Source organism: Aquimarina litoralis (assembly GCF_039523995.1).
Lineage (GTDB): Bacteria > Bacteroidota > Bacteroidia > Flavobacteriales > Flavobacteriaceae > Aquimarina > Aquimarina litoralis.
Genome location: NZ_BAAAGE010000003.1, coordinates 198,688 through 213,348, shown reverse-complemented (window position 1 = coordinate 213,348; position 14,661 = coordinate 198,688). Strand labels below are relative to the sequence as shown.

Genomic DNA, 14,661 nt, shown 5'->3' with positions numbered 1-14,661 from the left:
TTGGGATTATTTAATAGTACAAATACAAAAAACCCAACCAAAGTTGGGTTTTTATAACTTTTATGTTCTGATTATCAGAATATAAAATAGAAATAAGATCTTAATATAAATAATTCAATGCAGTGATATCATTACTATTAAACTCCCCAGTAGCGCTTGTACTAAAACAGGCTAACATAATAGAAGTTGAGTCATAACCTGTTGGCGTTCCTGGTATATGAATAGCTCCATCAGATCCAGCACTCTCTCCAGACTGCCCACAACTCTGACGACTAAACCAATCTGTATGACGGAAACCTATAGAATGTCCTATTTCGTGTGTAATCACATGCTCATTTACATTATTGGAATATCCCGATAAACCATAAATCGCAACTCCAAAGTTTGGCCTTCCTTGTGCATCTGGAAATCCAGCCACTCCACCTTGCTCGCCAGCAGCTTCTTCATTAGGATCATGATACACTACCATATCTTTTGACTGATAATCTGTTCCGAAGGTAAGTCTAAAGCTTATAGAGATATTTAACCTATTAAAATTATTTACCGCCCATTGCAGACCAGTCCTTTCTTTACTGGTAAGTCCGAAACCTCCACCACCGGTATAACCTATAATATCGATAGTTCTATTAGAACCTGTAACTAAGTTATTTGTTCTATATTGTTTTGTATTTCCTTCTCCAGTAGCTAAAGTTGGTGTTTTCATCAGATCCTCTATCGTAGAAAAATAGTCTCCTGATCTAACTCCTGTTACCTGAGAACCATCTAAAAGTGTCCTTGTCTGCATGATCGCATCCGCAGCATTTACTCCAATAGCTTCTAGATGTAATTTAACTTCTTTTGATACTTCTTTGTTTTCAGTTTCGATTTCATTAGAAAGGTCTTGTTTTTGACATGAAGTGATAAGACCTGCAGCGATAGCACAAAGTGCCAAGAATTTAATTCTTTTCATTGTAAAAATGTGTTGAGTTTGTATATATTATTTTGGGAAGTACAAGCAAAACCAACGAATTGCGCTAGCTTAAAAATCAATAAGAAAGTTTTGGGGCGTACAATTTTTCCGATTCAAAGATATCACATTTTTTCTTTTAAAAAAGTTAATTCATTGAATTATCCCTTAAAAAACAACAAAATAATTAAATTTTTATCAATTAAAAATGTTTTTTTCGACGAATGACACAATTACAAAAACACATAAAAACCTTACTATAATTAAGTTTTTACCTCAATTTTAATTTTTGAGTAAAAAAAATCGCTCAATAACAAAATTTATTGAGCGAATATTCTTACAAATATGTTTTCTTAAACAATTTCTGCACTTAAACCAGCTTGGAGAAGCTTTGAACATCTAGGCACTAATTCTTCATAAGCACCAGTTTTTACCGTACATTTTCCTTTATAATGTACCAACATTGCGCATTGTTCTGCCTGAACTGGTGTATGCTCACACGTATAAATCAGAGTTTCTATAACATGATCAAAAGTATTTACATCATCATTATAGAGAACAATTTCATTATTATTTTGTTCTGTGGTTTTTTCTAAAACTTCTTCTAAAACCTTTTCTTGTGTGCTCATCTCCTTATTTTTATACAAATATACTATTTCATACAGAAAAACGAATCGTATATTAGATTATTTTAACTTGTAACAAGCTGCTATCCAATTGTTTCTATCCAAACTATTTACAAACTCTAAATTATTTGCATTGCATTCTTTAGTAATTAGCTCTAAATCTTCGCTATAAAAACCGCTTAAAAAAAGTTGTCCTTTGGATTTTAGTGTTTTTGCATAACTAGATATATCTTTTAATAATATGTTTCTATTAATATTTGCTATAACTACATCATATCTTTTATCATCTAACAAGGAAACATCTCCTTCGTATGCTGTAATATGTCTACAATGATTTCGTTCTACATTTTCTACAGTATTCAAATAACACCAATTGTCTATATCAATTGCATCGATAGGTTGTGCACCACGCATCTCTGCTAAAATTGCCAAAACACCTGTACCACAACCCATATCCAACACTTTTTGATTTTCTAAATCAGCTTTCAGTAAATGTTGGATCATCATATGTGTAGTCTCGTGATGCCCTGTTCCAAATGACATTTTAGGTTCTATGACGATATCATATATCACATCCGACTTTTCATGAAACGGAGCTCTAACACCACAAATATCATCCACTACAATGGGATTAAAATTCTTTTCCCATTCTTTATTCCAGTTTACCTGTTCTATTTCTTTGGTTGTATAAGTAATCTCGAATTCATCCGAATTTAGAATATGGATGTTATCTAAAATATGTTCATTCCACTCTGGTTTTTGAATAAATGCTTCCACTCCATTTTCTGTTTCCACAAAACTTTCAAAACCTGCATAACCTAACTCTGCGATCAAAATCTCGGTAGCAGGTTGTAATGGCTGTATGGTAAAGTAATACCCTATATATACTGGTACTGTCATATACTAAAAATTAAAGCGCAAAGTTAATCTTTTGTGCAACAAAAAAGGCATTCGTTTTAGCGAATACCTTCCTGTTTTATAATAATATTTAGTGTTTAAAAAGAAGTTGCGATCGCAGAGAAACTTTCTGCATCTAATGAAGCTCCTCCTATTAAACCACCATCAACATCTGGTTTAGCAAAAATTTCTTTGGCATTATTGGGTTTCACACTACCACCGTATAATATAGAAACTTCTTCTGCAATCTCTGTTGTATATGCTTCTGCAATTGTTTTGCGTATAAACGCATGCATTTCTTGTGCTTGCTCTGGGCTTGCGGTTTCACCTGTTCCGATTGCCCAAACAGGTTCGTATGCTAATACTATTTGTTTCCAAGCTTCACTATCTAACTTAAATAACGCATTCTTTAACTGGCTTTCGACAACATTAAAATGATTATCACTTTTACGTTCTTCCAATTCTTCTCCAAAACAAAATATAATTGTCATACCATGTTTTAAAGCAGTCGTAACTTTTTCGGCTAACAATTCATCCGTTTCTCCAAAATACGCTCTTCTTTCGCTATGACCTAAAATAACAGTCTTTACTCCAATACTACTTAGCATATCTACAGAAATCTCTCCAGTAAAGGCTCCACTTTCTGCCTGATGCATATTTTGTGCTGCCACTCCAATATTGGATCCTTTTAATTCTTCAAAAGCATAATAAAGATTCGTAAAAGTTGGTGCCACTATTACTTGGGCTTCTGTTGATGTGTTTAGTTTTTCTTTTAACTCAGAAAGTAAAACTCCAGTATCGGCAAGGTTTTTATTCATTTTCCAGTTTCCTGCTACAATTTTTGCTCTCATTAATTTTAATTTATTTGTGTGGTTTTTATTTGGTTACATTTTTAACACTATCGTTATGCTCTAATTCTGGGATCTAACCATTTATAGATAACGTCTACAAATATATTGATTAGAATGAATACAGAAGAAATTACAATAACCGAACCCATAATTATTGGAAGATCCGAAGTATTTAGGGCATCTACAATTTCTTTCCCTAATCCATTCCATCCAAAAATATATTCTACAAAAACAGCTCCTGCTAACATGGATGCAAACCATCCAGAGATGGCTGTCACTACAGGATTTAACGCATTCTTCAATGCATGCTTTCGGATAATCTGAAATAGGGATAAACCTTTTGCTTTAGCAGTTCTTATATAATCCTGACTCATTACTTCTAATAAAGAATTCCTCATTAATTGAGTTACTACTGCCAATGGACGAACTCCCAGTACGATTGCTGGTAATAGTAAGTTTTTCCATTGAATATACGTTCCTTCTCCAAAATCATCTACCTCATACAAACTACCTGTCATATTTAAATTGGTATATTCATGTAACACATAACCAAACAACCAAGCAAAAATAATAGCACTAAAAAAAGAAGGAACACTCATACCGATTGTACTAACCAATTGCAATAATCGATCTGGCCATTGATCTTTGGTCAACGCACTAATAATACCCATGGTAATCCCCAATAAAATAGCTATAAAAATTGCAGAAACAGCTAAAACCACTGTATTAGGTAAGGTTTCTTTAATGACTTGACTTACCTTTTTTCCGTTTTTCTGAAAAGACTCTCTTAAATAGGGGTATTTCAGAACCATGTGTACATTACCGATGTTTAATAAAGATGTTCCAACATACTTTTTTGTATCGAAATAGGAAAAGTCATCCTTTTGAGCACTATGAAAAGAAATAGGAGACAGATCATTTAGATAGTATCGGTATTGTGTTGTCAATGGCAAATCAAAGCCATATTTCTTATTGATAATATCTAACTGTTCCTGATTTTCGTTTTGCCCCATCATCATCTGAGCAGGATCACCAGGAAGAATTGTAAATAAAAGAAAGATTACTGTTATCACTCCTAATAAAGTAAGTAATGCATACCCTAATTTATAGAAGTACGAAATCATATTAGTTCGACTTTTGCTTTAACTGCTCTACTTCTTCTAAGGTATAAACTTTATATTCAAAAGTATCGCCATACAAGAGCTTTGCGTACTCTTCAATTGTAGTATTATATCCTGCTTTTACTCTTCTTTCATTCACACTTTCCGCATCTTTTATGGGCCAGATAATATCAATTGGTTTATTGGTATCAGAATTAAATGTCATTCCTTGTGTACCATATACTTGCTCTTCTCCTTTACCCATCAAATATCGGTCTTCCATCATTGCTACAAGTCTAAAAGGAATTTCTTCTTTTTCACCAGCTTCTTTAATTAAAGGAAGGTATTTATCTATTTTATCAGAATGTTGAATTACATACCAAGCGGCTTTATTTGTAGGTTCGCCTACAAGAGATTTACCGGGATACCCATATTGTTTAAATACTCCCTCTATATACACCGTATTTGAAGAATCAATTTTATTTTGTTGGAACCAATAATCACTCAAAGCTTCTTCCTCTGTAGCTCCTACCAACTTCGCAATACTATCACGTTCTTCAACTGTTTTAGCTTGCATTAATTTCCTAAACTTCTGATCTAGTTTAGCAATACTATCTAATTTAGACTTTAGCTCTTTGTTTATTCTAGGTTTGGAAGGTGTTACTTTATCCAAAATCAGCTGATCGGCATCATTCCAATTTAGTTTTTCGGTAATAGTTCCTTTGTTCAACTTTACAATTCCAGGATTGGATCTTAGAATTGTTTTTAACGCTGTCTCATCGGTACTATAAAAATCGAAATTAAGATTATAGGTTTCTTTTTTCTGTGCCACTGCTTCAGGAGATGAGGCGGTAAGCCCTATCACATCATAACCTTGAGCCATTGCTTTATCTGTTAATCCCTTGATAACACTCATTCCTTCTCCTTCACTCTTAGAAAGATTGTACATTACGATAAGAATCACATTTTCCTTTTCTAAAAACTCGGCTGTGTAATCATTTCCATCCTTTTCTATCGCAAAATCATGAATTGGTGGAATGTATCCTTCCTCAATCATTTTAGTTTCTACCCCAATATATTTACCATCTACCTGAGGATATTCTCCACTAGTTTTGATGATTTCTTCTTTTCCATTTACATCGAACTTCCATGAATATTCAAATTCTGCCTCAGGAGCTCCTTCGGGCACTGACATTCCTTCTTCTATATTAGTTCCAATTTTATATGCTCTAAAATCAAAAGTTGGTAAATGCATTAGTACATGATACGCAAATGCCAAACAAGCTGTAAAGGATACAAATACGATCCACTTATGTGAATTCTCTGGAAGAATAGGCGTAATATATTTCCTTCCAAAAAACAAAATAAGAATGAATACTAAGAGAATCACGTCTTTCGTAAAAGATTCCCAAGGAGTTAATGGAAGTGCATCTCCAAAACATCCACAATCTGTTACCTTATTGAAATATGCTGAATAGAACGTAAGAAATGTAAAGAAAACGATCATGCCTAATAACGACCAAACCGTAAACTTTGGTAAATATCCGAGTAATAAGGTGATTCCGACAATAATTTCAAAAATACATAGAAACACTGCTAGTAATAACGCAATCGGAATCAAAAACTCCATATTTAAAACGCCTTCACTGAAATATTCTTGCAATTTATAAGAGAACCCAAGTGGGTCATTTAGCTTAATAAATCCTGAAAATAAGAAAAGTGCTGCTACAAATATTCTGGAAAAACCAACTAGTATTTTCATCATTAATATGGAGATTATAAGTTATCGCGAACAAGATAAAGGGTTTATACCTTGTTATTTTTAGTTTAACAGTATTTTATAAAATCAAAAATTAATTTGCTTCACCCAAATGAATCATAGCAAATACGGCATAATTAATCATATCCTGATAATTTGCATCAATCCCTTCGCTCACTATAGTTTTACCTTTATTGTCTTCGATTTGTTTTACTCTTAATAGTTTTTGTAAGATTAGATCGGTAAGTGAACTTACTCTCATATCACGCCAAGCCTCGCCATAATCATGATTCTTATTCATCATCAATGTTTTAGTAATATTGATATGCTTATCGTATAATTCTGTCGCCAAACCTACAGATAAATCTGGCTGATCTACCACTCCCTTTTCTAATTGAATCAAAGCCATTAAGCTGTAGTTAATGATCCCAATAAACTCTGAAACTTCTCCTTCATCTACTTTTCTTTCTTCATTTTCCTGTAATCCACGAATTCGTTGCGCTTTTATAAAAATTTGATCTGTAAGAGATGGTAATCTTAAGATTCTCCAGGCACTTCCATAATCTTTCATTTTCTTAGTAAACAAATCACGACATTTGGTGATTATTGCGTCATATTGGGTAGACGTATCTTGCATATAACTGTTGAATTTTGCGTAAATTTCGCTTTAATATGGCAATTAAAAAAATTGATCGTACAAAATCATATAATATGTATCGTTCAAACTTAAAAAGTGGCGATAGAGTTCTGATATTTCCAATTATAAACAGAAATTTCACCAAAACAGAACTAATTACTGAGATTAAGCTAGATGATTCCATAATTAGGTTATTAATAATTAACGGCTCGGAAATTCAAAAACTTTCACCTAAATGGATTGACATTTTTCAAAATTTTGTCATGCGAAATGGTTTAGACAAAAACACAAATATCACAACTATAAATCGAGAAGCTCATTATTTAATCACTCTTGATCCAGTTCCTAATGAAATACACATTGGAAGAGATATCGAATTAGCAATTAGATTAGTTCTTTACCCTCCTACACAAATAGGAAATGCAATCAATTATATCATTGATGGCGGCGCAGGAGCTGGACTTATAGAGCCATGGAGAATTGACAACTTTGACACAAATCATAATTTATCTCAAAAAAGCTTAGAGAAAATTGTTAGTACTTTCTATTTGTTAAAACAAATTGATTCTAAAAACCACGTCTTTTTAGAGAAAGTCTTAGAAATAATGAAAATCAATAATATATATTTTCAAGTTGGTTTATTATGGAATTTCATTGAAGGTTTCTGGGGACAAAACAATCAAAATAAAAGCCTCCACAACAGTTTCAAAATCATGCTAACATTTCCAAATGGTTATCCTCCTGACTACTCAAGAAAAAAAGTTAAAGAAATTAGAGAGAAGATAGAAAATCATAACAACTCTTTTGGAAAGGATAAAATAACTAGTATTCGTAATTTCTTGTTACATGGCGATTATATATCCGCAAAAACTATATCTGAGAAACAAATAAATATTATTAATGAACAAAGGAATTATCTTTACCATCTTATAATCGATTGCCTAATCAACACTTTTTAAAATCTAATGACTATCAATTGCAAAGGGTCTTTAATTGATCTCAGTTCCCCGAAAGTAATGGGAATTTTAAACCTAACTCCAGATTCTTTTTATGATGGAGGAAAATATAAAGATGAATCACAAATTTTATTGCAGGTAGAAAAAATGCTGCATGAAGGAGCTACATTTATTGATCTTGGCGCTTATTCTTCCAGACCAGGAGCAGATCATATTTCTGTTGATGAAGAAGAGAAAAGAATCTTACCTATTGTAACTTTAATTCTTTCTAAATTTCCAAATGCCATTTTATCCATTGACACTTTTAGAAGTAGTATCGCCACAAAATGTATTGATGCCGGAGCGGCAATTATAAATGATATCTCAGCAGGTAATCTTGATACGGATATGATTCGCACTGTTGGTCAATTAAAAGTACCATATATTTTGATGCATATGAAGGGCACCCCACAAACTATGAAATCATTAAATCAATATTCGGATTTGGTGAAAGAAGTTCAGTTTTATTTTTCTCAGAAAGTAGCAGAAGCAAGACTAGCGGGTATCAACGATATTATTATAGATCCTGGCTTTGGTTTTGCTAAAGATATTGATCAGAATTTTGAACTGCTGAATAAATTAGAACTACTACAGCTACAAGGGCTTCCTATTCTAGCAGGTGTCTCTCGAAAATCGATGATATATAAAACTCTGAACAGTACTCCTTCCGAATCCTTAAATGGGACTACTTCTCTAAATACCATTGCTTTGTTAAAAGGAGCTTCTATCTTAAGAGTTCATGATGTAAAAGAAGCTATGGAATGTGTAAATCTAGTAAACAAATACAATAATTTTACGGATTAATCATTTTGAATAAAAGATCTGAAACAGAGTTTCGCTAATTTTTCTATTTTTACAAAAAGACCGCCTTTGGATTTAATCAATGTTAGAATATTAGATATCCTGGATATCGTGTTGGTAGCACTGCTACTCTACTATATGTATAAATTGGTTAAAGGTACTGCCGCTATTAATATTTTTATAGGAATCGTAATGATCTATCTTGTTTGGAAACTAACTCAGTTTCTGGCAATGGAGATGCTTAGTAGTGTTTTAGGCGAGTTTATTGGCGTAGGAATGTTCGCGTTGATTGTTGTTTTTCAGCAAGAGATTCGAAAATTTCTACTTATGATTGGATCTACAAACTTTGGTAGAAGAAGAAAATTTTTGCGACAGTTAAAATTCATAAGAGACACGCCAGAAGATAGTGTAACGGATGTGGGGGCTATTGTAAGAGCCTGTCAGAAAATGGGAGACACCTTTACCGGTGCATTGATCGTAATTAAAAGAAATACTGCTTTAGACTTTGTTAAAAACACAGGTGATGAACTCGATATATTAGTAAAAACACCAATTATAGAAAGTATTTTTTATAAAAATAGCCCATTACACGATGGAGCTATGATTATAGAAGACAATAGAATTGTTGCAACTCGAGTAATATTACCGGTATCAAATGATAGAGACATCCCTTTACGATTTGGATTAAGACACCGAGCTGCCATAGGAATTACCGAAAAAACAGATGGGTTAGCTATTATTGTAAGTGAAGAAACGGGTCAGATATCTTATATAAAAAATGGTGAATTTGTCATCTTTAAAACACCAGAAGAATTGATTGAAAAAATAAAGAAAGATCTACAATAGATGGACAGCAAACTTAGTAATCTTAATTATTGTAAGAACTGTGGCTTCGAAATCAACAACTTTGCCTTTTGTCCAGAATGCGGTGCCAAAAAAATTACAAAGAGAATTACTTTTAAAAATCTAACTCAGGAATTTAGTGACCGCTTTTTAAATTTAGACAATTCTTTTATTAGAACATTCGTTCATCTTTTCACAAAACCAAAGGATGTAATTGATGGTTTTATTAATGGACTTAGAAAAAGGTATATAAATGTTTTTAGTTATTTCGCAATTTCTCTTACCATCGCCAGTTTATACACTTTCATTCTAAAAAAATATATGGAGGATATCTTTGCAAAAACAATGGTTTCTGAAGAACAAATGGAAGTAAGTAAAATAGCCTCTGATATTTCTTTTGAATACCAATCTATTACCTCATTCCTAACAATTCCGATATTAGCCTTAATATCGAGGCTTGTTTTTTTAAATTACAAAAAGTATAATCTTACAGAACACCTGGTTATTCATCTATACGCCTATTCTCATATTACTATGGTGATAAGTTTCATAACCTTACCTATACTTTTAACTGTTGAGAATCTTTATCTGGTGTTATGGATACAGTTCCCTACTTCTATATTCTATATCGCATATGTTTTAAAGAAACTATATGATTTAAGTTGGAAAAAGATTATCTTAAAAACACTGTTATTTTTTGTAATCATGAGCATACTATTTGTTATTTTCTCCATAGTTGTTGCTTTCATCATGATACAAACAGGGGTAATGCCAATCGACGGAACCTCTTCTATTTAAAAACATTAAATATTTAAAAATCACCTAAGAAATAAATGGATAAAACTGTTACAATTTCTAATTGCAAGAACTGTGGGCACAATGTTGAAAAAGTAAATTTTTGCTCTCACTGTGGTGCTAAAAAGATTACAAAAAGAATTACCTACAAAAATTTAATTTCTGAAATAACAGAAGTATATCTAAATATCGATAACACACTTATAAAAACCATTAAGGACTTAACAATAAAACCTCACATTGTTATTAATGACTATATCAATGGAGTTAGAAAAAAGCATTTAAACTTACCATCATATCTGTTATTATCTCTTACTCTATCTACTCTTTTAACCTTTATTAAAGAGAAAGCATTTGACATCACTCCAGAAATAGATAAAAGTGATAAAAATTCTGAAGTGGTAGAATTTTTAATAGAAACAGTAGAAAAATTTCCAACGCTGGGATATTTCATCCTAATACCTATGTTTTCGCTCATGTCTCGCTTTATCTTCAGAAAATACAGGAGGTATAATTTTCTAGAACACAACGTAATCAATGCATACCTCATAGCTCATATTACTATACTTACTTTTATACCCTACATTATTACTTTTTGTTTTGGGGACTATGTAGAAGAGACTAGTTCCATATTTTTATTAATACAACTTGTTTATGCAACCTTCTTATTCAAAAACCTATATAACCTAAGCTATTGGAGAGTTCTAATTAAAGGTTTTGTTGGGTTTCTATTAATAGGTTTACTTGTAATGGGAATTGGAATAATTAGCGCATTAGCATCTAAAATTCTGGAAGCAAATGGGTTAATTAATTAAACCTCTCTCATTTCACTAAACTGTACGTCGTAGAGATTTCTATAATATCCATTCTCTACTTCCAAAAGTTCGTTATGATTTCCTTGTTCTACAATTTTACCGCTATCCATTACAATAATTTTGTCTGCATTTTTGATGGTAGCTAGTCGATGAGCAATTACTATCGAGGTTCTTCCCTGGGTAATTTTATCTGTTGCATCTTGGATAAGCTGTTCACTATGTGAATCTATAGAAGAAGTAGCTTCATCCAATACTAAAATTCCAGGATTGGTTACATACGCTCTAAGAAAAGAAATTAATTGTCTTTGCCCAGAAGAAAGCATTACACCTCTTTCTTTTACATTATAATGATATCCATTCGGAAGACTTTTTATAAAATCGTGGATCCCTATCTCTTTAGCAGCTTTTACGACCCTTTCTTCTGAAATAGTAGGGTTGTTTAGTGTAATATTATTTAAAATAGTATCTGCAAATAAAAACACGTCTTGTAATACTACTGCAATATGATTTCTTAAAGATTTTAAATCAATATCATGAATGTTTGTGTTATCAATGGAAATAACTCCATTATCTATTTCATAAAACCGATTTAGTAGATTGATAATAGTAGACTTCCCAGCACCAGTAGCTCCTACAATCGCTACGGTTTCTCCTGGTTTTACTGAAAACGAGATTCCTTTTAAAACCTCTTCATTCTCTAAATAACTAAACCTTACATCTTCAAAATCAATTGCTCCTTTTATTGTTTCAAGCTCTATTTGTCCAAAATCATTGATCTTAGATTCGGTATCTAGAATTGCAAATACTCTATTTGCCGCTACCATACCCATTTGCAGTGTATTAAACTTATCTGCAATTTGTCTCAGAGGTCTAAAAAGCATCTGTGAGAGCTCTATAAAAGCAATCACCACACCCAAGGTAATCACATCTCCTTGTGCAGCTTTTAAACCTCCATACCATACGATCAATCCAGTAGTAATAGAACTCGACATTTCGGCAATTGGAAAAAAGATAGAATTATACCACACGGTTTTTATCCAACCTTTTTTATGCTTTTCATTAATCTCTTTAAAACTATTATACTCTATTTCTTCTCTGGTAAAAAGCTGAACAATCTTCATTCCTGTTATTCGCTCTTGTACAAAAGAATTAAGATTAGAAACTTGCGTTCTTACTTCCTCAAACGCTGTTTTCATTTTTCTTTGGAAAACTCTGGTAGCAAAAACAATAAAAGGTAATACAGCAAGAACAATTAATGTAAGTTGCCAACTGTAATAAATCATGAAACAAAGAATCACAAACATTTTAAGCAGATCACTAATAATCATGAAAAGTCCTTGGCTAAAAATACTTGCAATGGTTTCTATATCACTAACCGCACGAGTAACTAATCTTCCCACAGCAGATTGATCATAATATTGTTTTTTAAAACTCAACATATGATCAAAAAGTTTTACCCTTATATCTCTAATAACTTCTTGCCCTAACCAGTTAGCGAAATAAATAAACAGAAATTGAAACACTACTTCTAACAGCAATACTCCAAGCATCAAACTAATATAAAACAAGATTAAATTACCATCTTTAGGAATAAAACTTTTATCAATCGCTTTTTGTAGCAAAAGTGGTCTTAGTATAGCAAATCCTGACAACAATATTGCAGATAGCGCTACGAAATAAAAGGTAAATCGATAAGGGTTTGTATACCCTATCAATCTTCTGAATAATTTAAAATCAAATGCTTTTACGCTTTTTCCAGCCATTATTGTGTTAAGTATATAGTGTTGGGATATGCTACTTTTGTTAAATATAATCCATGAGCTGGTACAGAATATCCAGCTTCACTACGATTTTCACTTTTTATAATTTCTTTTAAATCTTCAAGATTTAGTTTATGCTCTCCTATTTCTACAAGAGTTCCTACGACAGCTCTAACCATATTTCGGAGAAAACGATTAGCCGTAATCTTGAAAATCAACAAACTGCCATTTCTTTCCCAAACAGCATTTGTAATAGTACAATTATACGTTTTTACATCGGTTTTGGACTTACTAAAACATTTAAAGTTCGTATAGTTTAACAGTAATTTAGCAGCTTTATTCATTAAATCTACATCTAAATCTTTTTTGAGATAGTAAGCATGATTTATACTGAAAGGATCTTTTTCTAAAGTAATAATGTACTCATATGACCTACTCATAGCATCGAACCTAGCATGCACCTCTTCTTGCACCAAATATATCTTTTGAATTGCAATATCTTTGGGAAGAAGAGAATTAAGCTTATAACATAATTGGTCTACATCAATATCATTTTCATAATCAAAATGCGCCATAATCTGTTTTGCATGAACACCTGCATCCGTTCTTCCTGCTCCAACAATCTCTATTTTTGCTTTTAATAATAAGGACAAAGAACTTTCTAACACCTCTTGTATAGAAATTGCATTAGGTTGTCTTTGCCAACCATGATAAGAAGTTCCTTTATAAGAAAGTTCTAAAAAATATCTCAAAGCTTTATTCTATTTTTGTTCTTAATATGATCGCAAATATACTTCATATAAAGAGATTAATTCTATGATCATATTTGTGATTATTTATAGGATAATAAACCAAACCAATACATCAATTTGAAAAAAATACTTTTACTAAGTGACACTCATAGTTATATAGATGACCGGATCTTGCACTATGTAGAACAAGCAGACGAAGTTTGGCATGCAGGAGACATAGGAGACTTGAGTGTGACGGATGCAATTGAAAATATAAAACCGCTTAGAGCGGTATATGGAAATATAGATAATGATAAAGCAAGAGTAAGCTTTCCTTTACATCAACGATTTCATTGCGAAAAAGTATCTGTATGGATAACCCATATTGGCGGCTATCCACCAAAATATAACAGCAATACCAGAAAAGAAATACAAAACAATCCTCCTGACTTATTTATATGTGGCCACTCTCATATATTAAAGGTAATTCCTGATAAAACAAATGGAGTATTACATATGAATCCTGGAGCTGCAGGAAAACACGGTTTCCATAAAGTAAGAACAATGTTGCGTTTTACTATCGATCAGGATAAAATAGAAAATCTAGAAGTAATCGAACTTGGTAAAAAATAAGAACCCGAAGTTGGCATACTCCGGGTTCTAACGCACTAATACTACTAAGATTTTAGGTTTATCGTAATCGGTCTACTGATTTTACGAGATTTTCATCCTTTTTAATAGCCTTATTGGCTACCACTAATAAAACGATAGAAATAATAGGAAGTAACATCCCAATACCTTTCTCTGAAACCAATGTTTCTCCAGATAATGTTAGCGACCAATAAACAAATACTCCTAGTAAAATAAAGTTTAATAAGATATTGATTCGCCCCAAAACAAATTGAAGCTGTCTATTTTTAAACAAAAAAATACTCACCACTGCTAAAACCGCAGATCCAGCAAACATTCCTAACACCAAAAGATTATCTTTTGCTAATAATTGATTTTTATCTTGATCAAATCCGTAAGGTACCAATGTAGAAACTACACTAGCTATTAACGCTACTAATAGTAAATATATGGATTGAATTCGTTGTATCATTAC

Annotated in this window: 16 protein-coding genes; 6 read left to right on the top strand and 10 right to left on the bottom strand. The window is 32.2% G+C overall.

Features of this window, described 5'->3' with window-relative positions; translation table 11 throughout:
- Positions 1-100: 100 nt before the first annotated feature.
- The 7 genes from ABD077_RS15345 to ABD077_RS15315 all read right to left on the bottom strand — a co-directional run bounded on the left by ABD077_RS15345 (position 101) and on the right by ABD077_RS15315 (position 6,816).
- Entirely contained in the window at positions 101-949 is an 849-nt protein-coding gene (locus ABD077_RS15345; protein ID WP_343913144.1) for a M57 family metalloprotease, read from the bottom strand.
- Between the two features lie 350 nt (positions 950-1,299).
- Positions 1,300-1,575, bottom strand: a complete 276-nt coding sequence (locus ABD077_RS15340) for an ATP-dependent Clp protease adaptor ClpS (RefSeq protein ID WP_299608246.1) — start codon at positions 1,573-1,575, stop codon at positions 1,300-1,302.
- Positions 1,576-1,632: 57 nt separating this feature from the next.
- A complete protein-coding gene (prmA, locus tag ABD077_RS15335; protein WP_343913143.1) occupies positions 1,633-2,472 on the bottom strand; it encodes a 50S ribosomal protein L11 methyltransferase in 840 nt (279 codons plus the stop codon).
- Positions 2,473-2,567: 95 nt separating this feature from the next.
- Positions 2,568-3,320 carry a triose-phosphate isomerase gene (tpiA, locus tag ABD077_RS15330; RefSeq protein ID WP_343913142.1) on the bottom strand — a complete coding sequence of 251 codons (753 nt, stop codon included), beginning with the start codon at positions 3,318-3,320 and terminating at the stop codon, positions 2,568-2,570.
- A 53-nt stretch (positions 3,321-3,373) separates the two neighbouring features.
- On the bottom strand, positions 3,374-4,444 hold the full coding sequence (locus tag ABD077_RS15325) for an ABC transporter permease (RefSeq protein WP_343913141.1): 1,071 nt from the start codon (positions 4,442-4,444) through the stop codon (positions 3,374-3,376).
- Position 4,445: 1 nt separating this feature from the next.
- Positions 4,446-6,185 carry a BT_3928 family protein gene (locus ABD077_RS15320; protein WP_343913140.1) on the bottom strand — a complete coding sequence of 580 codons (1,740 nt, stop codon included), beginning with the start codon at positions 6,183-6,185 and terminating at the stop codon, positions 4,446-4,448.
- An 88-nt stretch (positions 6,186-6,273) separates the two neighbouring features.
- Positions 6,274-6,816, bottom strand: coding sequence for a DUF1599 domain-containing protein (locus ABD077_RS15315; protein WP_343913139.1), 543 nt, complete (start codon positions 6,814-6,816; stop codon positions 6,274-6,276).
- A gap of 35 nt (positions 6,817-6,851) precedes the next feature.
- Between ABD077_RS15315 and ABD077_RS15310 the strand changes: the two genes are divergently transcribed.
- From ABD077_RS15310 to ABD077_RS15290, 5 genes are all read left to right on the top strand, one after another.
- Complete coding sequence (locus ABD077_RS15310; RefSeq protein WP_343913138.1) at positions 6,852-7,775, top strand: hypothetical protein; 924 nt, start codon at positions 6,852-6,854, stop codon at positions 7,773-7,775.
- Positions 7,776-7,781: 6 nt separating this feature from the next.
- Complete coding sequence (gene folP, locus ABD077_RS15305) at positions 7,782-8,615, top strand: dihydropteroate synthase (protein ID WP_343913137.1); 834 nt, start codon at positions 7,782-7,784, stop codon at positions 8,613-8,615.
- Positions 8,616-8,681: 66 nt separating this feature from the next.
- On the top strand, positions 8,682-9,458 hold the full coding sequence (gene cdaA, locus ABD077_RS15300) for a diadenylate cyclase CdaA (protein ID WP_299608262.1): 777 nt from the start codon (positions 8,682-8,684) through the stop codon (positions 9,456-9,458).
- Complete coding sequence (locus ABD077_RS15295) at positions 9,459-10,253, top strand: DUF3667 domain-containing protein (RefSeq protein ID WP_343913136.1); 795 nt, start codon at positions 9,459-9,461, stop codon at positions 10,251-10,253.
- 35 nt (positions 10,254-10,288) lie between these two features.
- Positions 10,289-11,065 carry a DUF3667 domain-containing protein gene (locus ABD077_RS15290; protein WP_343913135.1) on the top strand — a complete coding sequence of 259 codons (777 nt, stop codon included), beginning with the start codon at positions 10,289-10,291 and terminating at the stop codon, positions 11,063-11,065.
- On the opposite strand, the gene ABD077_RS15285 is transcribed toward ABD077_RS15290, so the two are convergent.
- Positions 11,062-12,828 carry an ABC transporter ATP-binding protein gene (locus tag ABD077_RS15285; RefSeq protein ID WP_343913134.1) on the bottom strand — a complete coding sequence of 589 codons (1,767 nt, stop codon included), beginning with the start codon at positions 12,826-12,828 and terminating at the stop codon, positions 11,062-11,064. The genes ABD077_RS15290 and ABD077_RS15285 overlap by 4 nt on opposite strands.
- A complete protein-coding gene (gene truA / locus ABD077_RS15280) occupies positions 12,828-13,577 on the bottom strand; it encodes a tRNA pseudouridine(38-40) synthase TruA (protein ID WP_343913133.1) in 750 nt (249 codons plus the stop codon). The genes ABD077_RS15285 and truA overlap by 1 nt, the downstream gene beginning before the upstream one ends.
- Before the next feature lie 117 nt (positions 13,578-13,694).
- Here truA and ABD077_RS15275 point away from each other — a divergent pair, with 117 nt between their 5' ends.
- Positions 13,695-14,189, top strand: coding sequence for a metallophosphoesterase family protein (locus ABD077_RS15275; protein WP_343913132.1), 495 nt, complete (start codon positions 13,695-13,697; stop codon positions 14,187-14,189).
- Between the two features lie 58 nt (positions 14,190-14,247).
- On the opposite strand, the gene ABD077_RS15270 is transcribed toward ABD077_RS15275, so the two are convergent.
- A complete protein-coding gene (locus ABD077_RS15270) occupies positions 14,248-14,658 on the bottom strand; it encodes a DUF4293 domain-containing protein (protein ID WP_343913131.1) in 411 nt (136 codons plus the stop codon).
- Between the last annotated feature and the right edge of the window lie 3 nt (positions 14,659-14,661).

Bases quoted from the DNA above. Each gene is read 5' to 3' on its own strand.
- ABD077_RS15315 (WP_343913139.1), bottom strand. From the start codon at position 6,816: ATGCAAGATACGTCTACCCAATATGACGCAATAATCACCAAATGTCGT.
- ABD077_RS15290 (WP_343913135.1), top strand. From the start codon at position 10,289: ATGGATAAAACTGTTACAATTTCTAATTGCAAGAACTGTGGGCACAAT.
- tpiA (WP_343913142.1), bottom strand. From the start codon at position 3,320: ATGAGAGCAAAAATTGTAGCAGGAAACTGGAAAATGAATAAAAACCTT.
- ABD077_RS15325 (WP_343913141.1), bottom strand. From the start codon at position 4,444: ATGATTTCGTACTTCTATAAATTAGGGTATGCATTACTTACTTTATTA.
- folP (WP_343913137.1), top strand. From the start codon at position 7,782: ATGACTATCAATTGCAAAGGGTCTTTAATTGATCTCAGTTCCCCGAAA.
- ABD077_RS15310 (WP_343913138.1), top strand. From the start codon at position 6,852: ATGGCAATTAAAAAAATTGATCGTACAAAATCATATAATATGTATCGT.
- ABD077_RS15340 (WP_299608246.1), bottom strand. From the start codon at position 1,575: ATGAGCACACAAGAAAAGGTTTTAGAAGAAGTTTTAGAAAAAACCACA.
- ABD077_RS15270 (WP_343913131.1), bottom strand. From the start codon at position 14,658: ATGATACAACGAATTCAATCCATATATTTACTATTAGTAGCGTTAATA.
- ABD077_RS15320 (WP_343913140.1), bottom strand. From the start codon at position 6,185: ATGATGAAAATACTAGTTGGTTTTTCCAGAATATTTGTAGCAGCACTT.
- ABD077_RS15285 (WP_343913134.1), bottom strand. From the start codon at position 12,828: ATGGCTGGAAAAAGCGTAAAAGCATTTGATTTTAAATTATTCAGAAGA.
- ABD077_RS15295 (WP_343913136.1), top strand. From the start codon at position 9,459: ATGGACAGCAAACTTAGTAATCTTAATTATTGTAAGAACTGTGGCTTC.
- ABD077_RS15345 (WP_343913144.1), bottom strand. From the start codon at position 949: ATGAAAAGAATTAAATTCTTGGCACTTTGTGCTATCGCTGCAGGTCTT.
- prmA (WP_343913143.1), bottom strand. From the start codon at position 2,472: ATGACAGTACCAGTATATATAGGGTATTACTTTACCATACAGCCATTA.